Consider the following 21,675-nt stretch of genomic DNA (forward strand, 5'->3'; position numbering starts at 1 on the left):
ATATATATATTACCATGATTTAACTTATATATTGATAAAAAGAAGAACAATAACTCCAATATGAATGCCAAATAATCATATGACGCTCAAAAGTGAGTGTCTATTTTTTTACCCTATTTTGAAAGGACGTGAATTTATGAAAACAGAACGAAAAGAGAATAAAGGTCGCTCCCCACCGTGCAGACCATCAAAGAAATGAGATTTATTCAAACATAAAAAGAAAGGATAGGTAAAAATATGGAACTTAAATTTATGATTCCCAATATGGACAAAACGTTCAGCAATTTAGAATTTGCTGGCGAGGATAAAGTCGTTCAACGAAGAATCAACGGAAAGCTAACCGTCTTACCTCGAAGCTACTACCTCTATTCTGATGTTCAAAGAGCAGATGATATTGTATTGGTACTTCCTGCTGAAGCTGGTGAAAAGCATTTAGGTTTTGAGGAACGTGTAAAGCTAGTCAATCCACGTATTACCGCAGAGGACTATAAAATTGGTACTCGTGGTTTTACAATTAAATTTTGCACGTTGACGACATGGTAAAAGAATAAAGAAAGAGAGGGTAAGTGATGAGATTAGCAAATGGTATTGTATTAGATAAAGACACAACGTTTCTGACCCTCCAACGATTATGCCCGCTTGGCAGTAGAGTCTATCTGTTTAATACTTTATATCAATTCAATTACTTCAGTAGTTGTTGAACACTATAAACGACAAGAGATAACTCAGCAATTTCGTTCCATAGCAAAATATCATTTTATACTACTATAGTGCATTCCTTTTTTAGATAGACAAAGAGAGTCCCTCACTATAGGGACTCTCTCTTATGTATATCCTCTATTTTTAATCAATTACGATTTCATGTATATTTAGCTCGTTTAATTTTTCGTTATAGAAACTCATTACTTTTTGAGCATGTTGTATAGCTATTAACCCATCTTGAACAGTAAGGGCTTCAAAATATGGATAACGAATGTCAGTAGCATAACCATTTAGCTGCACGCATTGTTCTAAAATCAATGAGAACTCCTCATCTAATCTACAACAAGATTTGTGCAGCAGTAAAAGGTTATGAGTTTTAGGGACTGGTCTACCGTTTAGTGCAAGAAATCCTTTTAGAAGTTTCTCCACACATTGTTGACTATGATAACAAATAATTGCAGTGGGGAAAGGTTTCATGTGAGTTAAGTAATTAGCAGAATCTAAATCAGATTTTGCAATGGTTACCCACTCTTTTAGATCCTCAATATTTCTCATATAGGACCGTCCCTTCTAGTGCAATCTTATGTTCCATAGTTACATTACGGCTAGCACGCTCTTGAAACTCTTCTGGCCCATACACTAAAATATCAACTGGTGTTTCCATTACATCGTAAATCCCCCAATTGATACGATTAATGACTTCTCTTTTTCTTTCTCCTACACCTTCCACAACAATACAGAGATCAAAATCACTGTCTTCATTTGGTGTGCCATATGCATGAGAGCCAAAAAGGATGATTTTTTGGACAGAAGACACTGTTTCACGAATCTTTTGCACCAATAGGTCCAATTCCCTTTGTACTTCTTCGTTAATCCGAATCACCCCTCGGATAATGTAATTAAATTGACGTTTAAGTATATTATACATGCGTTTCTCTTCTCCCTGCTATTATATATATTTTTTTTATTGTTTTCTTGTTTTCCAACGTTTTGCAATGCTTGATAACATTCGTACCCTGCTTGAATTCTTATAAGGGGCTACCGTCTGCACTACTATTCCCTCTTTTACTTATTAAAACAATATATGGTACAAGCTTTTTTCCTTTTGCAATATTGATAATAATGCTGATTGTAGATATCCCCCTAGTTTTATTTTGAAAGTGTATTCCCTAAGTTTCTTAGATATGAAATTGATAAATTTGTAATCCTATGTACGGTGTACAAGTCAAATGAGTACATCAATAGTATCGATGCAGCATGGATAACTCCTTCCTCCTGCACAATGGAAATAACATATTGAAGTAAATTCGCCTGCTTAATAAGTGTATGTATATATACTGGATGGGCATTTGAATCTATATAAGTATCATTCCTCTGGCCTTCAAGTGCTTTATATAGTTGATCTATCTCTAACTCACAAATAAATTGAAATAGCTTATAGTCATGATGTGGTTCCTCTAATATTGGCTCAATCTTTGTAAGCAGAAACAAGTAATGCTTAATATTTGTAAACATTGCGAATTGGATAGTTTTAAATGTTCTCATAATAAAAGAAGGAGACAAAAAATATGCCTCCTTTATGCCCCCTTGTATATTTATTTTAGATACCTAATCCCGCTTAGATTATAATCTTTGCTAACTCCTGTTACTGAATACTCACCTGCAAATATGAACTTAAGATGAATACAGTAAAAGTTACTTACCGTATTTCTATTTTTCCTATCTCTGTGAATTTATTCAAAAAAGACATTGAACTAGGTCGTTCAATGCCTTCTCTCTTCTTACATATTTGTGTACTCGAAGAACAATTTTTCCGGTTCTCCATACTTATTAATTTCATTCTGATATACAGCAGCTAATTGCTGTGACATTTCAATACTCTCCATATAAGACAATGAAGTAACTGCTTCTATTTTTTCTTTAATGTTATTAGGAAGAACTGAATAAGATAAGCTATCCATCTTACTCCCTAATTTAGTTTCTGTAGCAGCTTCATAATAAATCTCAGTAATTAGAACTTCATTATCATCTGGATCATACATATACCCTCGGTTAACTGTAATCATATTATATGACTCCTCTCTAGTTTACAAATCCTAATCGCTAGTGTTTTTAGCATTGCAACAAGTACCCTATTTCTATATACATTCTCTAGTTTTTAATTTTTATATTCCACTCTCTATCTAGTTTACTATGGATTAGGAATTAATCTCTTTCTTTTATGTCAAATTCAAAAATCTTTAACAATAATAAGAAACGCTGTAAACCTAGTGCTGTTATTCACATTATTTTTTATTTGTCTTACCTGTGTGCTTAACTTTTAAACATTTAGGTACCTTACACAATCGCAGACAAGATATGTTTCTGTTAAATAAAGGCCCATTGTTTCATGGTTATTATGAGTACTAATGACTCTCATATTCTTTTTCTTATGCCATACTTTGTAAAATTCCATATAATCTCTCCTCTAAATGAAACAAAAAACACAATGGGTGTACTCTTCTATTTCGCATATTATTAGCCCCGAAGGTCTACGTACAAGTGATTCCAAACTTAAAGACAACACAAAAAGGGCTTCTTTAAGTCGATTAAAAACGTGCATAGCAAAATAAGCTATATATACACTAATCGGCTCAAAGAAGCCCTTTCACAATTGAAACAAGACACAAAACTTGCTTCTACAACTCAACCACAACACAATAAGGTGTGGGAATAAACGGAATCAATTAAACAATAAATATACGTTTATATTAATCTATTTTTATATGATATTCAATTGTTTTTAATAGAATGAAGACAAGAAGGGACCTTCTATGCAGTTGTTATATGTATTAATAATAGCTCCCTTGTTTCTTCTGCTGAAAATCCCCTCTTATTTTCAGTTCTTGGTATTAATTCATGTACTGCATTTCAAAATAAAGTTTTTCTGGCTTTTGATTTTGGTCTAAATAACAAAGTATTTCTGGAATGGTTTGTTCTTCTACTTCAATACTTTCCATATAAGACATACTTTCGTTTTCTTGAACTTTTTCAAAAATAGAAGTAGGTAGCTTGTCTGCAGCAAACACACCCATTTTGCTGCCTAATTTTTGTTCAGATGCAGCGTTGTAGAAAATTTCGTTCACAATGACCTCATTATCATCTGGATCATACATGTAGCCTCGTTGTATACGTAGCAATGTGTTACCCCTTTCAAATATATTCCTTCACGCGAATGATTATATTTGTATATATTGTTTTTCTTCGTAAAGGTGTCAAAGAATATTATTTCGTAAAATCCGTACTTTGTATAGAGGTAGATATGGGATTATTAACATTAAATTTGTATTTTCAATTGTTTATAACTTAATAGATGCATTAGATAAATTGCTATCATTTTATTTTAGAATATTCAAATAATACTTGATAAATAGTTAGGTTATATTTTTTTGTTTTTTCTAATATGATAATATACTAAATAAGTGGAATATAATTACAAATTTAACATCATGAGGTTCTGCTTTTATTTAAGAACATTAAAATAAAAGGGGAGAAATTTATGTTAAAATTTCAGAAAGTGTTTTTAGCAGGCGCATTAGCTTTTACTGGTATTGTGGGGACAAGCATCATCGATACGCCAAAGGTTGAAGCTGCTTCTATTACTGCACAACAAACAACTAGTCATTTAGTAGACAGTGCGGGTAATCCAAGTAGTAAAATTAATGGAGCAGGTCAATATGGTCGTATAACTTTACAATGTGGTACCATATATCCAGGTTGGCAAAAACTTGTATTAAAAAAGGTAAAAGGTGGCTGGTTTGATGAAGAAATTGCAACATTAGAACTCTCTGGTGCAGACCATGCTAATGATCTACATAGAGTGTCCAATAATGTGTGGCTAGAAAAAGGTGAGCTTTATTATATTGAAGTTACTGGAGAGTATAATGCTACGGGTTCTTTAACAAATTATAATTATTAATTACATCATAAATTAAATAGTAAATTAAAAGAGCATTCTTTATACTGAATGCTCTTTTTGGTTCAAGAATTTAGAATTTATCATTTAAACTTACAATAATAACAAGCCACCCTTTAAAAGAAAGCGATAGCTTGCAAAGGTGGCTTAGTTTGTTGTAAATAACTTTGTATTTAATTGTTTGATTTCCCCATCTGTAAGGGGCTGGTAAAATGCATGCTGTAATCCTTCTAAATGTAATGTTTCTCCTATACATAGCAATACTTTACCAGGAATTAAATCGAGTAGTAGTTCATTATTAATTTGTTTTGCTTGTTTTTTAGTAGAAACATAAATAACTAGGATTGTAGGGTTATTCCCTAAATCTTTTATAACAACATCTTTTCCTGACTCTACGAAATCTTTCCAGCTGGCAATGATACGTTTTAAGCGTCCTTTATTATCTGTTAATAGAGTGGAGTATACAACGAAATTACACACTTGATCTGCTCCGCCTTGCACTGCAAAACTTAAAGGAGGGGTAAAAATTCCTTTACTAATAGATGGGTGCATAATATGTCCTAAAAATGATGGAGCGTAACGTAAATGACAAAGTAAGTCTATATCGTGCCAATAACGCAGGTGAATATATTTACCATGATTATCAATTCGCTCTGGAGCAAAGAAAAACATATTTCCTTGCCAGTACTTTAAGAGTTTATAACCATTATCGGATAACGTATATGTTTCTTCAAAGACCTCCATATCAAAAATCTCTACTTGCCATTTCTCAATTAGACGATAGTAAAGTAATCCTTGAAGTGCATCATTTATTTTCTTACGTGAATACTTACTTTTGAATAAATATAATAAATGATTGAATCGAACAGACATATGCACACCAATGAAAGTGAGTAATGCATATTGTTCTTCTGTTAAACGCTGCTTAAACTTAACTAATTCGTCATAAGAATGGAATACATAGGTTTTATCTAGTTTATGTATTCGATATATTTGAAGTCCCTGTACATCCTCATTTGATAAATGAGGAATTGAAGGAATATAAGTAGACAATTGTTTCTCTATTGTACGCATAATCATCCATTAAAATTGGTAAATTGACGAATTAGATTTTTTACTTTGACCTTGCGGATAATTTAGGATACGTACAGTTCCTCTTCTATTTTTAGCATCAATATTAAGCAGCTCACATGTAACGATTGTTTGATTAATCGCATCTTCTGGAGTTGGATTAGCCAGATTACGGCTCTTTAGTCCTTTAAACTGAATACCTGGTGCAACCTCAACGAAAATCCCAGCAATTGCATCTACACCTACAATTTTACCTATAAAGCGGTCACGGCGTTTGTTTAGTTCTAATAGCTTCTCCATTGGATCTGTTTCTAATATCTTTTTATTCCCTCTAAACTCATAGCGGCCATTCTTTTCTACTACTTTATCGATGACAAGTTCTACAATATCACCAATTACAATATCCTCAGAGCGAACGAATGAATGAGACCATTGTGAATACCTTACTCCTACTGTTACACCATGAACTTCAACTAGAACAGTTTGTGCAGATGGGATATGTCCCGAAACGGTTCCTGTGTATACTTTATTTCCTTCTTGTGTTTCTACTTCTTCATATAGTCTTTTTTGAAGTGCTAGTTCTCCTGCTGTGATAGATACAACTGCAAAGTTGCCTTCTTCAGTTTTTTGGAAGTGTTCAATAATAACAGGCTTTGTTCTACCTACTAACCATTGAGGATTTTTAGGAATGTTTATACCTGCCTCTGTAATTGGACAATATGCTGTTGTATGAGAACCAATTTGCATTGTAAGCACTTGTATACGCTCAGACTTTCCGTTTTTAGTCGGGAATAGCTTTTCGGATACGACTGTAATTAAGCCTTTTCCTACAGTACGCTCACGTTTCATACGGGCTAATTCCTCTAGTTCATGTTCACGTACTCGCTCAAATTGATTAAAGTTTGTTTCTAACAGTGTTTCACCTTGTGGGTTCTCTGATTCAAAAGCCATTCCAAGTTCTTCTACAGTTTGAGTGTTTGTTTTTTCTTCTGCCATTACATTTTCCTCCTAGAACGTAAAAAAGGACACACCTGTACCGTTGGGATGGTACGTAAGGTGTGTCCTTCACGTAAATTATGTTTTATTTATATAGTTGTTAATACAAATATAATGGTATTTTTACTCAAATGCAAGAGTAATTTTTAAATCATAAATTTACTATAGGTTCATACCAGTTCTAGAATTACACCAATTTTGTCTAGATCCTTTCCCTACTTGGATAATAGCAGTAGAAAATTTTACTCAAAACAAAATCTAGAATGTATTTTTCTAAACTTTTTCTGCTACCTGCTGTATATTTACCAACCTTAAATTAAAATCTAGAATGCTGCCTTACTAGGGGGACCGCTAGTATTTCGGAAAAAACCACGCTAAGAGTATGCAAGATATTATACAGTTTTTCTACTAATTCACGAACAAAAGAAGACCCTAAAACCTTGTCAGGATAGTAATGTATAGAAAAATGCATAGACCCATAGAACAAAAAAGGGGGTTCCCTTGTGAGAGTAGAGTTCCTCCTTTTTCCTTGCTACCGAGCATGTATAGAATATTCATCTTATGTTGTTCCATTAAAGGGCCAGTTTAATTCAGCAAAAAGGAAAATTTATTAGACATAGAGAAATACAAGTTTGTTAGCAATTGAGTAAGTTAAGGAGATTATATTTATAATGAATACTATAAAAACCACAGGGTGCTTTACTATTGTTGATAATAATGAAGGCAAAATATTGCTAGTTAAACGAAATGATTATCCTATTTGGGATTTGCCTGGGGGAAGATTAGAAGAGAACGAACAGTTAGATAAATGCGCTATAAGAGAAACTGAAGAAGAAACGGGCTATATAATTGCTATTGAACGTAAAATAGGAGAATATCACCAGCCTGAATACAATGATATGCAACATATATTTTCAGGAAAATTACTAGGAGGAGAACCAATAAATAATGGACCTGAAACTGCAAAAATTGGATGGTTTAATCCTAGTAGATTACCTTTGTTAATGGTTCCAAATAGAAAAAAACAGATCAATAATTTTATGAAACACAAAAATTCACTAATAAAAGAGACATTAAAGACACCATTTATGGTAAAGGTATTGAAAAAAATTATGTGAGATGGTTATTGAATTAACGGGTGCTTTTCTTGAATAAGGATCAGTTCTTAATTTCTTGTATCTATCAAAAAAGATAATTTTTACTTCCGACTTCGATAATTATGTAAATAAGCTGTCCATATGGACAGCTTATTGTATGTTTTCGCTTAGCCTGTTTTTTTTCGAAATACTGGCCGTACCCCTCGTAAGGTCAGTTTAATCTTCGATTATTTTATTTTGAATTATCTGTATAAATTGACCAAGATTGTTGCTTTGGATATTTCTGATGCCCACTTTTTCATTTTTATTCCAAAAAAGTATACTGGATACACCAAATAAATTCTTTTTTTCTTTCAGTTTTGATAGATTTTCATAAAAATATTCATTAATCCATGCATCACCAACTAAATCAGGCCCATAAAAAAATAATCTTTTATTTGTAGCAACTAGCACTCCAGGACGTACAGGATGCCGATATTCAAAAACATCTAAAGAACCTTGTAAAACATCTAAAATTTTTTCATCTGAAGATACTATTGTCTTAGCTCGATCTAATAAATTTTGCATTGTAAGACTCCTTTATTATCTAATATAAATTAATTATATCGAAAAATTCATATAATTTTAAATTAATTATTCTAACATATAATTAATTTGCAGATGGTGTCAGCTAGACTCGTACTACCTCTACATAAGAAGCTCTAAATAGAAGGAATCATTACCGTCCACCATTAAAAACAAAAAATAAAAAGAGTAACAAAATGTTACTCTCATCAAAAAAATCAAACCAATGTTTCTAAATTATCTTTCAAATACATTCAATCCTAAATAAATCAAACTATAACTAATTAAAGCACTTGCAAGCATCAAACTTAATTTTAATAATTTATCTTTTATATTAGGCCTTACTTCACTTATAGGTTTTCCCTCTATAAAATCAACTATTTGACGATAAGTTTTTAAATTATGCTCTTTTTTTATGTTTTCAACTTGCTGTAATGAAAACATAAGCAAAATCGTAAGTACCACAGGTATTATAAGACCATAATAACCAAAAAAGTAAAATACAGGTGCAATAGAAATAGGAAGTAGAATCATTAATGCTAACATGATGTAACTCCACTTAAAGAAAGTTGATTTTTGAAGTTCTTCTTTCATGATCTTTACATCTCCTTTAACTAAATCATCCAGGGAGACATTAAAGAGAAGACTCATCATTAGTAAATTATGAATATCTGGATAGTTCCTTTCATTTTCCCAGTTAGAAATAGATTGTCTGGAAACATGAATTTTTTCTGCTAACTTCTCTTGGGACATGTTATCCCGTTTACGAAAGTATTGTATCTGTTTACCGATGTTCATTTATACATCTCCCTTAAATTTGAGGTTAAGTTAAAGGCTAATTAAAGACTACCAAATATCTTTATAATAACGTGATTTTAAGATGTAAAAATGTTTTATCATGCGATTTTTCCTTTATTTTTGGCTTAGCGTGGTTTTTTCTGAAATGTTGACTATACCAATACTAGATTTAATTTGAGGTTTAAAAACTATTAATCAAAGAAATTATTCAATTCCTTACTCATTACGTTCGATGTTTTTTGCTTAGGTTTCTCAATTTTATTAATCAGCGACTGCGAAGTGTTATTCTTATTTTTTAGCTGAAATTTTAAGTGCTCTTGGCGTTCTTTGTAACTCATAGGTGTATATTCTGTTTGCTTCTCATCATTTTTCGAATGATCTTCTCTATTTTTTTCTAAGTTTTCTTGAACCGTAATACTAATAGATTCGTAAACTTTTGCTACATCTTCATCTAGCTTGTTTTCTTCGATATGATTAAGCGTTTCTTCAATTGGAACCGTGTTGATTTCTACATGTGTTTCATCTGGCTCTGTTATTGTAACGGGAATTGAAGTAGATTCTATGCTTGTTTCTGCAGTTCCTATCATTGTAACGGGAAGTCCATCAGATGGGAATTCTTCAAACAGTGGTTCGGTCTCATCAGGAATCACGGAATGAATAATGGAATCTTTATTCCAATCTTGCTCTAACATAGTAATAGATAATTCTTTGTTTAGTTCTGCTACCCCAATGTTTATTTCATAGCATTCGTCCATAGGAGGTAATTCTATATCTATGGTTTCTTTAATATCTTCTTTTATGACTGGTTCTTTTATTTCAGTGCTTATACTTTCTAGATGTGTTTCTTCTGCTATAACAGGCAGTTCACCATTTCTTTGTAGGGCTTCAATTAATCTTGATGCATGTGTATAACTAATTTTAAATGTTTCTTGTAGTTCAAAGGTAGAAGCACCTCCCGATTCTTTCACAAAACTTAAAACCTCGTCGTATAGAATATCCTTAAAGATGCTAGTCTCCTCTTGTACAGTTTCTTGGTCTTCGCTTCGAATCGCTACTTCCTGTGAAATAGTATTATCAGATGAATGAGTAGTATTAACACTTGTTGCTTCTGGCATACTACTATTATTTGAAATTAATACTTTACGAGGTCCATCCCCTGTGTAAGAACTTACAACTAGATTTTGTTCTAACTTCTCAATATATTGCATAGCTTTCATATAGCCAATTTGGAATTTTCTTTGCAGATGAGAAGGTGATACTTGTTGGGATTCAATAATAAATTCCTTAATATCTTCATACAACTTATTTTCAGCTTTATCATCAACATCTCCCTGCTGATCCAAAGTTGCAGGTTCATTAGATAAGGTTTCATTATGAGACTTGTGTTCCTTATAATCCTCCAATGATACAATGTGCTGTTGCTCTTCGGTTGTTTCTACAGAGCTATTTTGTTTCATCTCATCCTCTTTTATAGGCGGCAAAGGTTGTATTTTTTTCATGTTCTCTGCGTCTACATGTTTCATAGGATTTGCTTTTGCAATAGATTCATTAATAAGACGAAGACGTTCATTTTCCCAATATTGCCCTGTTTCTATATCTACTTGAATGATTGCTTGGGCGAATTCTTCTTTTGGTACAAAGTTACTTGTAATTTGTTGTACAGGTTGCACATGATTATCTTGTACGATACGAGCAGCACAGATGAATGCACCTTGTGCCATGATATCCCCTGGTGACATAACAACTTCTTTCGCTTTTTGGTAGGTTGATCCTAGTCGACTAACAGGATTATCTTGCATAGGAGAAATACCCTGTTCGGATTCTGCCTCTTTAAATTCCTCTTTCTCACCGAACATGTCAGAGAAAATTTTTGCATCATATGGCGTTACATCTCCAAATATCATTTTGTTACGGAATGAACCTAGTAAGGTAAACATATATTGCTCTGTAAAGTCGAGAGCTAATTGAGATAGTGTTTGGCTAGCGATTGTTAGAATTACTTTATATTTACGAGATTGTGCAGGGAATTCTTTAAACGGCCGAACGACATAATCAGGGAACTCATCCACAATAATGTGATGATAAGGCGAGACGTTTGGTTCCCTACGGAATACCGCATTCTGCATACTCAGCAATACAAATTTTCCTAATACGTTTGAAAGGTCTGCTAATTCCCCTTTCGCAGTATTAACAAGTAGAATGCCACCCTGCTCTAAATGGACATCGAAATCAAAATCAGATTTCCCAAATAAAACACGTCGTATTAAAACGTTTGAAGCTAAATCTTTTAAGATGTTGCGTAAACCTTTTACATATTCTTCTTCTCTGTCATAATGCATCGGTTGTCCGCGGTATTTTCCCGATTTATAAACTGCTGGTTCACCTTGAAAATCCATCTTTTCGCGAATGGTATTGTCAAACCACTCATCAATTCCTTTTATAATCTTATACTCGTTTTTTTGATCACGTGAAGCAGCTCCAGTTTGAACAAAATCATATAGCTTTTCGACCTGTATTTTTAATAGTTTGTGCATACGGTGAATACGTTCTACATCGTCATACATCTCAATCAAATCGTCGAAGGTAACATCTTTTTGCGGGTTGTGAAGCTTTAATAAATAGATATGTTGTTTAAGGTGGTTACGCTGCGCTTGTTCAAAGAACGCATTGTTAGATTCAGATAAACCTTGAATAACCATTGCGAAAACCTCTGCTACTTTATCAACCGGTCCACGCAGAATGTTTATATTTTTGGTATCAGGATTGGTTGGGTCAATGTAGTAAACCGAGCTTGCTGGGATCTTATGTGCTTGTACCAATTTAAATACTTTTTGACATAAATCATTACTCGGTTCAATAACAGTCACACCATTTAAAAATGTTCCTTTTACTTCTTCTGTATCATAATCATTCTTTTTATACGCTGTTTCAAACTTATTTATAAAACGTACCATCCAGTGTAGATCTTGATTAATCATGGGAATAATTAAACTTGATGTTTTACCAGAACCGATTGGACCAATAATGATTCCATTTAGCGTTCTATCTTTCCCCTTAATACGAACCATCTCTTTATGCTCAATATGCGGTCCAATTTCTACGTCAGGGTATATTTGTTCCTCTTGGCTATTAAACCATTTTTGTAACTTGTGATTTTTATATTCGTATTTTTGTACCCATTTTAATATTTCTTCTCGGTAACGTACAATATGGCCACTATACCAAAGTGTAAACAAAATCATAAATACTGTAGGTAAAAATACAAAGATCATAGTGAGTGTGTGAAAATTCCCTGTTAAAACATGACCTATGGCCTCATACTCCCCAAAATTAACATGCTTTGATTTATCCGTAAGATACGGAATAACCTTTGCATGGATCGGAGCAGTTGCAAACCATAAAAATTGAATATCAACTGCAATATGAGAAGTGATCAAAATTATTAATTTCCCATTTTTCACATGCAAAGCAGGAATACGGCTGTAAAACCTAAAGCTGAATTCTCCTAATAGCAAAGAGAAGAACATTAAAATAAGCGGTACATATGTAATTTCTATAGGATAAGACGGTGGTTCAAATGCATAGTAGAGTAACTTGATGTAGTTTACTAAACCGAATCCAAATGAAAGAATAAATCCACTAATTAAGCCAATTGTAGTAAATAACGGTATTCGTTGTTTAAATGTCTCCATATAGACTCACCTACCTCTTACAGACATAATTGAGCTTTATGTTTAAACTTGAATCGATTATTGAATTCTGGTTGAAATAGTTCCTTTGATTTTTTTAAAAAGAATTTTGCTGCATCTTCAGTTTGTTTTAAATATAAATCAATACTATCTCTTGCACAGAGCTGGTTATATTCTTCCTGAGAAAGTACCGCAATATTTACTTCTATTTTTTTATTTGTTGCTGTTTCAATGATTACATCATACCAGTAGTAATTCGGTTTTCCTGGGATTTTGATATCTTGTAGAGAAACACTAAACGTTGCCCCCTCTTCTGTCATATGGTTGAGGACTAGTTCAGGATTTTTAAACGCTTCTCTAGCAGAGAACACTCCCCCAGTAGTAGTTGTTGCATATTGTAAATCCATTTTGATTTTCCACCTTTCTCCATATAAAAAAAGGCAAGCGACACCCACTGTAAAAACAGCGTGTGTCGCTTGCCTTAATTTCATATGTTCTGATTTGATTGTAGTTTTTTGTGTTTAGTTCAAACGTAATTCTATCATCTTAAATAATAAAAATCAATAAAATTGTATAAAAGTATATAAAAAATATACGATTAATATAATTCAACAAGCTTGCGTCTTTTCGGGTGTATGTTATTTGCAGTACGTGCCATGATTTGTTCATCCGAGTCGATAGTAACACTTTCATTTTGGAGCGATAGAAGTAGTACATTGTCATAGGTGTCCATTAAAAGTATATCTCTAGCCTTTTTGCGCTTTGGATAGATCACAACAAGTGGCACCCCCTCATCACCTTCTCTTCTTGAAAACACAACATCGTCTAATCTAGCAATCATTCGGTAATCATTTTCATTGCCAAAAATAAAGAAGAAATCTTGCATAGCATCTATATCTCTCCTATACGTTCGTCTAAGACCACCATCTATTGTTTCCTTAAATGTTTGAACTTTTTCAACAAATGCGTAGCGCCAATCGGCATCTCCTACTGTACGTTGAGATAAAGGTAAAAGAATATCTTGTTCAAAGTTTTGATTATCATCTATTCCTAGAATGATATCTGAAATAACATCTCCAGCTTCTTTCAAAGAGCAGATGTACATATTTAGATTTGGTAGATTCATTAAAAGTTCATGATACTCACGCATAGAAAATAAGAGATTTTTCATGCGTACGTATGGTGGTTCTGCATCTTCCGCAAGAAACATCGATTTATCATACATAACAAAAACAACAGTTATATTTTTAGTGTTTTTTTGTGCATATTCAATATACTTCCCCACCTTTTCAACTAAGGTAGCATTGGTTTCTTTGCACATATCCATTTCAATGTAAATATTTTTGTCTTGATATGAAATATGTTCATCGGGAATTAAGAGTAAACCTGCATCTTCAATTTCTGTTTTCTTTTGTTTTTGATGATATGAGCGAATATCTAGCTCGCATAATATCTTATTCGTATTGGTCTTTTTCGACACTTCTAAAAGTGTGCGTACTAATATTTCTCGTGAGCAGAGTGTATGTAGTGAGATTGAAGAAGAATATCTACGTTTTGATGATCCTACAGGAATCCTTCCTATTTCTTGAAGGTAATCAACCATTCTATCTTTTAAGGAGAATGTCGCACGTCTGGTTATACTATCATCTCTTTTATCAATTTTTTTGGTCAGGATAGCACCATATTTTGAAAAACGATTAAGTTTTGTAAACACACTATCTTCAGAAAAATCTCTGCCTTCAAACGCACTATAAAGCTGAGTAATTTGTCGTGTAGTAAGATGCCTTTTGTAATATAAAAATGTAAATACAAATATATCAGCCTCTTTTAAACGAAAAGATTTCTGTGTGCCTTTGCTTGTATATTTATACGTTTTACTTTTCATTATATGCAACTCCATAATTCGAATTTATTTTCAATAAATAACAACCATTTCTATATATCTTATTACAGCAAAATATAGTTGTAAATTATTAAAAGTTTAAACTGAATTTGCGCTAATCTAGATACTAAAACTCGTACGCTGAAGTTTGAATTACTTCTCTTGCTTAAAATACGCTAGAAACATTGATTTATATAGTCTTTTAGTTCTTTTAAAATTGTTCGGACGGAAAACATGTTTTAACCGAACAATTTATTAAAGGATAAAGTATACGAATACAATTGTTAGGACGGCCTAACAAATTATTTAAACTATCACATTATGTAAAGCCGTATAATACATACAGAAAATATAATAGATATTATACTTATTCCTTGTAGTTTTTTATTGCTTTTGAAATAGAAAAAGACCGACAAAAATTATATTTGTCGGTCTTTTGTTTAGAATGATAATTTCTTCTTTGCTGGTTGTGAATCGTCAGCAACTTCTACTTCGGGTTCAGCACCAAAATTCAATTTTTTCTTTTTAGGTTTTTCTTCTTGTACTGAATCATCAAATGCAAAAAGTTTATTTAAAACAGCATTTGATTTTTTAGAATTAGCTTGTTCACGTTCTTCTTTAATTCTCGTAATCTCATCAATAATATCACTCACACGTTTTGGCAATGGTAGTCCTGCAACAACTGAATAGAATTTTACTATATCTTCTTCTTTTTTCGCTGTATGTTTATTAACATATGGAGCTATAGGACGTTCATCTACATATGGAGTTCTTTCTTTTAAGAAGTTTTCCATTTGGTTAAGGAAAGAGAAGTTATATAATCGACCTGCTCGTAGCGGTGATGTAACGATAGATAGTGCGCTCTTTTTAGCACTTTCTAGCTCTTCTCTTTCTGTATCGTATAAAACGCCTTTTTCTAGTGCGTTCCCTAATTGAGTCAAGTAACCTAGCGGGTTTTCAGTGTCTAATTGATTTGATTTTAGTTCTAGTTTTGCTAATGATAAAACGCCTGGTGTATTAATTACTTGAGCAAATTCACTCGCATCAAAGTGTGTATCTGAAAACGGTGTAAATGATGAAGTAACTAGATTAATCTCATGTAATGCATCAGCAATGTATTTGTTACTATAGCTAGTATATTCGTTTGCTAAAGCACTTGGATTTTCCTCTTCAAATTTTCTATATAGTTTAGCGTTATCTATTAATACAATTGAGCCAAAAGCTTCTTGGTTCATTGCAATACTACGAATGCGTGAAGTTGCATTTTCTAATACTTTTAAAGCCTCTGCATCACGTGGTAAAGTTAGTAATAATCCAAAATTGTAATCATGTTCATATAGCATTTCAATTGCCTTTAATAGAGCTCCAGTTCCTGTTCCTCCACCAAGGCCACAAGTAATCCAAATGAAATCACGATCTTCAAATTCCTGCTTAACTGCTTCGAAAATCTTTGATTCATGCTTTACAAATGCTTCCTCACCAACTTGTGGATTACGAGCTGCACCCTGCTCATATCCTTCTAACTGTATTTTACGTACATTTCCCCCATTTTTAATCTCAATTTTGTTAAAATCTTGACTATTTGTATTAACAAGAATCGCACGATATGGGTATTTGTTATTTTTAATTTGAGTTTCTTTATTTGCACACTCCGCTGCGATTGCGCATCCACCCATACCTAGTCCTAAGAATCCAAATTTTAAACTAATATTTCCTTGGCTTTCGATCTCTGAAAAATTGCCTGCCATATGTATATCCTCCCTCAAGTATATATTTTAGTTGTTTTTCTCAACTCTTTTTTCTTTTTTCTAGTTCTTTGATCAAAACATTACCTAGATCTGTCACTTCGTAAACTCGAACGCGTCCAAATGGTTTAAAAGATATCAACCCTGCCCCTTCAAGTCGTGCAGTCATAATATCCAAAGAATATCGCGATGGAAGTATCTTTTTTCCTTCATAATCTTTTTCATTTTCAATTTGATATTCTTTATGATACTGATTGATACAATCCCAAAGTTTTTCCTTGTGCATTGCTCCCTCAGCATATAGGACACGTAGAGCCCAAATACCGTCATTTAAATTCTCACAGAGTACATCAATAATTTCATTGCTGTTCATTGATATATTAGACACTAATTTCACACCACCTTTAATAAAAAGCAAAATTTATGTATAGACACAAAAAGCAATAAAAATATTAAGGGATTTAGTCCCGATATATTCACCGTAGATACTTCGGAATATACTTCCGAAGTATCGTATGTATTAACTATAATATATCTCTGCGTTTTTATCAAGAACCTTTTAATATCAATACTTTAAATACTTCCGAAATATTAACCGTAATATCACCCGTAATAATAACGGATTTAATTAACGTAATAATTACGATAATATATTCCTTTGTTTTTACCTAATAACTCTTATTTGTAATTAGAAATATGCAAAAATTAATTGGCATAAGAGTAGATTAATTGTTTCTATGATGTGCTGATTTTGTAAATATTGAGCAATAAAACACGCTCACCCAACTAATCACTGCTCAATAACATCGGAATTTAGATATAAAATCCAATGAATGAGCAATGAATGATTGAGTGATAAAGCGTTAAAAACCATGATATTTTGTGCAATCTACAAAGGTGTTCTTTTAGTTTCTATAGAATTTTTATATAATGTATATAGGACAAGCATCATATAGTTAGGTGGTGAGCAAATGATTGATGAACAGTTAAGCGATGGTTATTATCGCGTATCTGAAGTAGCAACCATGCTTGATATTCCTGAAAGTACTCTTCGTAGATGGTTGAACGATTTTGATGAGTACTTGAACATAAAAAAAGAACGCCAACTTAAATATGTTCATGAGGATAGTATTGATACAGTAAAAAAGATTAAACATTATTATTCTGAGTCAAAGAAAAAGCACGAAATTGTTGGGCTTTTAGATATGGATCCGACGGTTATTCGAAATGTTTATGCTGAAGATGTTGACGGTGATGGTGAACCAAAAGAAACTTCATTAGTTAAAGCACAGCAGGTCAATCTAGATTTTATAGAAGCTTTGACTGAAAAGATTACTGAAGAAGTTACAGCTAAAGTAACTGAAGAATTAACAAAACAAAATATGGAATTCTTCGCTGCGGTGGCTAAACAAAGTCAGGATAATTTCGATAGAATCAATAAGCGTTTAGAGGAACGTGACGAAAAGTTAATGAGTACTATACGATTAATTCAAGAACAAAAAAGCGCTAATGCTCAGAGACAAGAAAATACTGAACAAAAAGGCGGGTTTTTCTCAAAGCTTTTTGGAAAAAAATAAAAGACTATCTTTTGATAGTCTTTTATTTTTTGATTATCTTTAATATCATTTTTGAACTACTCACCACTTAACGTCCTTACGGGCTGTTTGAAGTGGGAGATTCCTGCGAATACCAATGTATCCACTAGTTATCTTAGCAGGCTCTATCCGTAGTCCCTACGGTGAGAACATAAGTATCTTGTACGTTGGCGCACCACACTACCTACTTTAGCTTGGTTTTCGCAACTTCGGCAAGCATGGGACGATAGAACGTTGAAGATTTTACGGTTGTAACGTTTTTCTGCAACCAACCTCATCTCTTCAGTTTTCGAAGAGCAATCTGTACAAGTAAATGATAGCAAATATGTTGGCTTATTCCAACTGACATTCATCTCCCACCTCAAATTGGTGTTTCACAACTATTGTTTTAAACTGTAATAATCATGGCACTCAAGTATAGTTTACTTTGTTATTTTACAATATAAAGAGTTTGCTAATTTTATTTCTTCCAACCTTTAAAATCGGCATACTTTTTATATTCTTTTTCAATTACGCCCTTATACCTTTTATTATCACTTTCAGGTCTAGATGGTTTATTATTATATTCATTAATGTCTCCGTCTGCATTTAGCCATTGAGGATTATTATAAGCATATTTATAGATGAATTGTCTAGCTTCTTTTAATGAATTAAACTCACCTAAATATAACTTAGGTTGTGCAACTCTGTACCCATATACCAAATAAGTTGTACCATGCTCTCCCAAAGTTTCGAAAAAAGGTTTTGGTATCGAATTAATTTTCTCCATCTATATCCTCCTATTTAATAATAGTTTCATTCTATTTAATTAGTAGTATCAAACTATTATTATGCGAACTTTTTACATTAATCCTTAAAAAATAGTTTACCAGTCAATCAGCTTTATTAGAAATGCACGCTTTGTTTTCCTCTAAAACTTTCATAAACAAACAACCACTCAATCATTCGCTGATCAGCCACCTCAAAATAACAAACCGATTGACCGGTGATTAATTGACTGATCGAGACTTCATTTAATATAATAAAACCAACCACTCAATCACCACTCAATCTATTGAAAATAATGTTGGTTTTATGGCGTGAGCGATTGGTGATTAATCGGGTGATTGTATGTGAAAATAATGATAAAAGCACCATGTGCGAACTTTTTACAGCAATATTTTGTTGATTGAGCGTTAATCAGGTAGTTGATCGATGGATATTTAGGTTGTTCTTACTTGTATTGGATTGGCTTTTGATTGAGCGACGCTCAATGGGGTGTTTGAGTGGTAGTTTTCATTTATAATCATTCAATAAAGGTCATACTTTTAGAAAATCACCTTGCAACGATGAAAAAAACTATATATGATGTAGTTACTTTAATAATTTTGTATTTTTCTAGATACAGATTTATTAACGATAAAATATTTATATAATAAAAAAATAAAATATAATAAAGCAAAAAAGGTTCATCAGCCCAATGAAGTAGCGCCAACTACTTCATTGTGGTACACCGCACAAAAATTCCCAAAAGAAATTTCCGATCGACAGCGGTAAACAAAGCCAATAAACCTTTTTATTTTGCATGAAATTATAAGATAATTTTACTGTATCTTATGTATTTGTGCAACTTAAAAAGGGGATTTCTTGCGTATTTTTAGGCATTGTTTACCGTGATAATACATATATTACTTTTTTTATGAGTGATATTTTGTATCCGTGGTATGACAGTGCCTTTTTCTGCTCTTTTGAAAGGAGTTAGCAACATTATGCATACGCAAATGGCTTTTTCCCAACAGAACTTTAAAGTTCATGGGGTTAAGTTTTTTGATGGACTATTAAACACCATAAAACTAGAAAATGAAAGAAAAGAGTTACCATCTTCAGCTTTAGCTACTTACATCTTGCTTCACTTTGAATGTAATGATATAGGAATGCTTCCACGTGAATTTCAAATAATGGATCTTGCTAAGAAAAGCGGGATTCCCTACACAACAATTTATACAGGTTTTCAAGTTTGTTTGGAGCGTAATTTTGTAAAAGAAACACCTGTTGGAAATCGTACTGTATATGAAATTGTAGATTATGCATTGTATAACCATACTGCTTCGGAAACTTCAAACATGTCAGGTATAACGCTTTCGTATTTCCGTATTCCATTTCACCTTATCCAAACAATGATACTGAGTAGTCTAGTAAAGGCTCGTGATAATAGGGGAATTATGTTCCTTCTAAATTTAATCAACACTTTTTCAAGAAAAGTGGGTATGGAACATTATAAACATAATATTGATGAGTTCCAGATCACAAGAAGAATGGCTTTCTTAAAAGAAAGATTAAAGCGTAATGCAAAAAAAGTACGACAATACATAGAAATTATAAAACCTATTGTGCAATTTACTGCAATTGACTCTAAAGAGAAAAATTCTAATGATTCACGAATTACAAGTGTAAGAAAACAGGTAAAACAAATCATCATTGAGAAGTTTAGTGTGGTGTTTTCTTCAAACTGCGTAATAGAGAATGATAAAAAAGAATTAAATAGACCAATAGCAAAGTGCAGAAAAGAAGCAGTGTCTCGTTTAAAGCATATGGGACAAGCGTTACGAAAAAAAGATAAAGAAAATATAATGACTGCATTTAGACAAGAAATTGTTGATCACGCAATCTATTTACCAACAAAACAAAAACAAAATGAATTACTAATTTACGCAATGACTTATGCGTTAGATCAAGTTGAAAGTTGCACAAAAGAGCAAGAAATATTCTCTATTCCAGCATTTATGCGTGTACAGTTTAGAGATTCATGGACGGATTTTAAAGAAAAAAGCTTATCTGTAGAAGAAAGACACGATACAAGGATAAATTATTATAAGCAAAATGGTGTTTATCCTGACTTTGTATAATTTTTAAAAAAATAAATACAGCAGCCCTTGTTAAAAAATCACTTAAAAGCAAGGGTTATTTGGCATGTTCTTTATTTTGAAGACATGCTTTTTTATTTAGGAAAATATTTCTACGAGCATTTTTACGCAAGTATATAAGCTGCTAACGCTACGTTTAAATACGATTCAGTGTGTTTATAATTCGATTAAATACTTGTGAATATCTTAATTATTTTATTAAATACTTGTGAATTCTGAGTAATATGGTATTTAACTTCTTAATTTGTGAATTATATGATGGGAGGCTTGTTTGTATTGGGGATATTACGATAGGGAATTTATCTTAATAGCAAGGAACGTATGTAATACAAGGATTTAGAGGTATTTTCTAAATCTCTTTATAATTAATAATTGAGTTTAGTTATATATATTTCTTGTTGTTTGTATATAAAATACTTGTGATTATTTATATTTAATTACTTGTATTTTTTCAGATTAGATACATAGAAAAATAGAAGGAAGGAATAAATATAAGTTTCCAAGGGGGTAATTAATCTATTGACTTTTAAAATTCATAGAGGTATTCTTATACGTGAACAACAATTAACTAAGAGAAATATACAAATTAATAGATTTAATTTCTAGCTAAACGGACACACCGAAGGCACATAACCTGCCATCGGTGTGTCTTTTTTTGTATAAATATCAAAAAAGGGA

20 protein-coding genes are annotated in these 21,675 nt (G+C 32.4%); 5 read left to right on the top strand and 15 right to left on the bottom strand.

The features are described 5' to 3' along the window. Positions 1 to 237 precede the first annotated feature (237 nt). Positions 238 to 543 carry a YdcP family protein gene (locus tag ACTFRM_RS25040; protein WP_440021116.1) on the top strand — a complete coding sequence of 102 codons (306 nt, stop codon included), beginning with the start codon at positions 238 to 240 and terminating at the stop codon, positions 541 to 543. A 300-nt stretch (positions 544 to 843) separates the two neighbouring features. Here ACTFRM_RS25040 and ACTFRM_RS25045 read toward each other — a convergent pair whose 3' ends face one another. The 5 genes from ACTFRM_RS25045 to ACTFRM_RS25065 form a co-directional block, all read right to left on the bottom strand. After that, positions 844 to 1,257 (bottom strand): HEPN domain-containing protein, encoded by a 414-nt coding sequence (locus tag ACTFRM_RS25045; protein WP_440043724.1) that lies wholly within the window; start codon positions 1,255 to 1,257, stop codon positions 844 to 846. After that, entirely contained in the window at positions 1,244 to 1,630 is a 387-nt protein-coding gene (locus tag ACTFRM_RS25050; RefSeq protein ID WP_000282359.1) for a nucleotidyltransferase domain-containing protein, read from the bottom strand. The genes ACTFRM_RS25045 and ACTFRM_RS25050 overlap by 14 nt, the downstream gene beginning before the upstream one ends. 221 nt (positions 1,631 to 1,851) lie before the next feature. Continuing rightward, positions 1,852 to 2,247, bottom strand: a complete 396-nt coding sequence (locus ACTFRM_RS25055; RefSeq protein WP_440043725.1) for a hypothetical protein — start codon at positions 2,245 to 2,247, stop codon at positions 1,852 to 1,854. 236 nt (positions 2,248 to 2,483) lie between these two features. Then, positions 2,484 to 2,768, bottom strand: a complete 285-nt coding sequence (locus tag ACTFRM_RS25060) for a hypothetical protein (RefSeq protein WP_103653290.1) — start codon at positions 2,766 to 2,768, stop codon at positions 2,484 to 2,486. A gap of 825 nt (positions 2,769 to 3,593) precedes the next feature. Then, positions 3,594 to 3,857 (bottom strand): hypothetical protein, encoded by a 264-nt coding sequence (locus ACTFRM_RS25065; RefSeq protein WP_440043741.1) that lies wholly within the window; start codon positions 3,855 to 3,857, stop codon positions 3,594 to 3,596. Positions 3,858 to 4,240: 383 nt separating this feature from the next. Here ACTFRM_RS25065 and ACTFRM_RS25070 point away from each other — a divergent pair, with 383 nt between their 5' ends. Then, complete coding sequence (locus ACTFRM_RS25070) at positions 4,241 to 4,660, top strand: hypothetical protein (protein WP_440043727.1); 420 nt, start codon at positions 4,241 to 4,243, stop codon at positions 4,658 to 4,660. 144 nt (positions 4,661 to 4,804) lie between these two features. Here ACTFRM_RS25070 and ACTFRM_RS25075 read toward each other — a convergent pair whose 3' ends face one another. Then, entirely contained in the window at positions 4,805 to 5,731 is a 927-nt protein-coding gene (locus ACTFRM_RS25075; protein ID WP_440043729.1) for a hypothetical protein, read from the bottom strand. A 9-nt stretch (positions 5,732 to 5,740) separates the two neighbouring features. Further along, positions 5,741 to 6,724 (bottom strand): RNA-binding protein, encoded by a 984-nt coding sequence (locus ACTFRM_RS25080; protein WP_103653286.1) that lies wholly within the window; start codon positions 6,722 to 6,724, stop codon positions 5,741 to 5,743. Between the two features lie 671 nt (positions 6,725 to 7,395). Between ACTFRM_RS25080 and ACTFRM_RS25085 the strand changes: the two genes are divergently transcribed. Further along, on the top strand, positions 7,396 to 7,842 hold the full coding sequence (locus tag ACTFRM_RS25085) for an NUDIX hydrolase (RefSeq protein WP_440021106.1): 447 nt from the start codon (positions 7,396 to 7,398) through the stop codon (positions 7,840 to 7,842). 195 nt (positions 7,843 to 8,037) lie between these two features. On the opposite strand, the gene ACTFRM_RS25090 is transcribed toward ACTFRM_RS25085, so the two are convergent. From ACTFRM_RS25090 to ACTFRM_RS25120, 7 genes are all read right to left on the bottom strand, one after another. Further along, complete coding sequence (locus ACTFRM_RS25090; protein WP_440021104.1) at positions 8,038 to 8,388, bottom strand: PH domain-containing protein; 351 nt, start codon at positions 8,386 to 8,388, stop codon at positions 8,038 to 8,040. Between the two features lie 234 nt (positions 8,389 to 8,622). Beyond that, a complete protein-coding gene (locus tag ACTFRM_RS25095; protein ID WP_440021103.1) occupies positions 8,623 to 9,183 on the bottom strand; it encodes a helix-turn-helix domain-containing protein in 561 nt (186 codons plus the stop codon). 191 nt (positions 9,184 to 9,374) lie between these two features. Further along, complete coding sequence (locus ACTFRM_RS25100; RefSeq protein WP_440043731.1) at positions 9,375 to 12,875, bottom strand: DNA translocase FtsK; 3,501 nt, start codon at positions 12,873 to 12,875, stop codon at positions 9,375 to 9,377. 17 nt (positions 12,876 to 12,892) lie between these two features. Next, the gene (locus ACTFRM_RS25105; RefSeq protein WP_179880220.1) at positions 12,893 to 13,279 is read right to left on the bottom strand and encodes a hypothetical protein; all 387 of its coding nucleotides are present in this window, start codon (positions 13,277 to 13,279) and stop codon (positions 12,893 to 12,895) included. 191 nt (positions 13,280 to 13,470) lie between these two features. Continuing rightward, on the bottom strand, positions 13,471 to 14,757 hold the full coding sequence (locus tag ACTFRM_RS25110) for a replication-relaxation family protein (protein WP_440021099.1): 1,287 nt from the start codon (positions 14,755 to 14,757) through the stop codon (positions 13,471 to 13,473). 437 nt (positions 14,758 to 15,194) lie between these two features. Continuing rightward, on the bottom strand, positions 15,195 to 16,502 hold the full coding sequence (repX, locus tag ACTFRM_RS25115) for a plasmid replication protein RepX (protein WP_000918307.1): 1,308 nt from the start codon (positions 16,500 to 16,502) through the stop codon (positions 15,195 to 15,197). A gap of 40 nt (positions 16,503 to 16,542) precedes the next feature. Beyond that, positions 16,543 to 16,872, bottom strand: a complete 330-nt coding sequence (locus tag ACTFRM_RS25120; RefSeq protein WP_033689979.1) for a hypothetical protein — start codon at positions 16,870 to 16,872, stop codon at positions 16,543 to 16,545. A gap of 598 nt (positions 16,873 to 17,470) precedes the next feature. On the opposite strand from ACTFRM_RS25120, the gene ACTFRM_RS25125 reads away from it, so the two are divergent. Next, positions 17,471 to 18,076, top strand: coding sequence for a DUF3967 domain-containing protein (locus ACTFRM_RS25125; RefSeq protein ID WP_000564664.1), 606 nt, complete (start codon positions 17,471 to 17,473; stop codon positions 18,074 to 18,076). Positions 18,077 to 18,554: 478 nt separating this feature from the next. Here ACTFRM_RS25125 and ACTFRM_RS25130 read toward each other — a convergent pair whose 3' ends face one another. Continuing rightward, positions 18,555 to 18,863 carry a hypothetical protein gene (locus ACTFRM_RS25130; protein ID WP_440021097.1) on the bottom strand — a complete coding sequence of 103 codons (309 nt, stop codon included), beginning with the start codon at positions 18,861 to 18,863 and terminating at the stop codon, positions 18,555 to 18,557. 979 nt (positions 18,864 to 19,842) lie between these two features. On the opposite strand from ACTFRM_RS25130, the gene ACTFRM_RS25135 reads away from it, so the two are divergent. Continuing rightward, positions 19,843 to 20,979, top strand: a complete 1,137-nt coding sequence (locus ACTFRM_RS25135; protein ID WP_098349396.1) for a hypothetical protein — start codon at positions 19,843 to 19,845, stop codon at positions 20,977 to 20,979. The last annotated feature ends 696 nt before the right edge of the window (positions 20,980 to 21,675 follow it).

This window comes from Bacillus cereus group sp. MYBK227-1 (assembly GCF_051916325.1).
GTDB classification, from domain to species: domain Bacteria; phylum Bacillota; class Bacilli; order Bacillales; family Bacillaceae_G; genus Bacillus_A; species Bacillus_A cereus.

Excerpts from the sequence above, each read along its gene's own strand:
- ACTFRM_RS25060 (WP_103653290.1), bottom strand. The coding sequence starts at position 2,768 with ATGATTACAGTTAACCGAGGGTATATGTATGATCCAGATGATAATGAA.
- ACTFRM_RS25055 (WP_440043725.1), bottom strand. The coding sequence starts at position 2,247 with ATGAGAACATTTAAAACTATCCAATTCGCAATGTTTACAAATATTAAG.
- ACTFRM_RS25120 (WP_033689979.1), bottom strand. The coding sequence starts at position 16,872 with ATGAACAGCAATGAAATTATTGATGTACTCTGTGAGAATTTAAATGAC.
- repX (WP_000918307.1), bottom strand. The coding sequence starts at position 16,502 with ATGGCAGGCAATTTTTCAGAGATCGAAAGCCAAGGAAATATTAGTTTA.
- ACTFRM_RS25045 (WP_440043724.1), bottom strand. The coding sequence starts at position 1,257 with ATGAGAAATATTGAGGATCTAAAAGAGTGGGTAACCATTGCAAAATCT.
- ACTFRM_RS25105 (WP_179880220.1), bottom strand. The coding sequence starts at position 13,279 with ATGGATTTACAATATGCAACAACTACTACTGGGGGAGTGTTCTCTGCT.
- ACTFRM_RS25110 (WP_440021099.1), bottom strand. The coding sequence starts at position 14,757 with ATGAAAAGTAAAACGTATAAATATACAAGCAAAGGCACACAGAAATCT.
- ACTFRM_RS25130 (WP_440021097.1), bottom strand. The coding sequence starts at position 18,863 with ATGGAGAAAATTAATTCGATACCAAAACCTTTTTTCGAAACTTTGGGA.
- ACTFRM_RS25075 (WP_440043729.1), bottom strand. The coding sequence starts at position 5,731 with ATGCGTACAATAGAGAAACAATTGTCTACTTATATTCCTTCAATTCCT.
- ACTFRM_RS25065 (WP_440043741.1), bottom strand. The coding sequence starts at position 3,857 with ATGTATGATCCAGATGATAATGAGGTCATTGTGAACGAAATTTTCTAC.
- ACTFRM_RS25085 (WP_440021106.1), top strand. The coding sequence starts at position 7,396 with ATGAATACTATAAAAACCACAGGGTGCTTTACTATTGTTGATAATAAT.
- ACTFRM_RS25100 (WP_440043731.1), bottom strand. The coding sequence starts at position 12,875 with ATGGAGACATTTAAACAACGAATACCGTTATTTACTACAATTGGCTTA.
- ACTFRM_RS25090 (WP_440021104.1), bottom strand. The coding sequence starts at position 8,388 with ATGCAAAATTTATTAGATCGAGCTAAGACAATAGTATCTTCAGATGAA.
- ACTFRM_RS25095 (WP_440021103.1), bottom strand. The coding sequence starts at position 9,183 with ATGAACATCGGTAAACAGATACAATACTTTCGTAAACGGGATAACATG.
- ACTFRM_RS25135 (WP_098349396.1), top strand. The coding sequence starts at position 19,843 with ATGCATACGCAAATGGCTTTTTCCCAACAGAACTTTAAAGTTCATGGG.
- ACTFRM_RS25050 (WP_000282359.1), bottom strand. The coding sequence starts at position 1,630 with ATGTATAATATACTTAAACGTCAATTTAATTACATTATCCGAGGGGTG.
- ACTFRM_RS25040 (WP_440021116.1), top strand. The coding sequence starts at position 238 with ATGGAACTTAAATTTATGATTCCCAATATGGACAAAACGTTCAGCAAT.
- ACTFRM_RS25080 (WP_103653286.1), bottom strand. The coding sequence starts at position 6,724 with ATGGCAGAAGAAAAAACAAACACTCAAACTGTAGAAGAACTTGGAATG.
- ACTFRM_RS25070 (WP_440043727.1), top strand. The coding sequence starts at position 4,241 with ATGTTAAAATTTCAGAAAGTGTTTTTAGCAGGCGCATTAGCTTTTACT.
- ACTFRM_RS25125 (WP_000564664.1), top strand. The coding sequence starts at position 17,471 with ATGATTGATGAACAGTTAAGCGATGGTTATTATCGCGTATCTGAAGTA.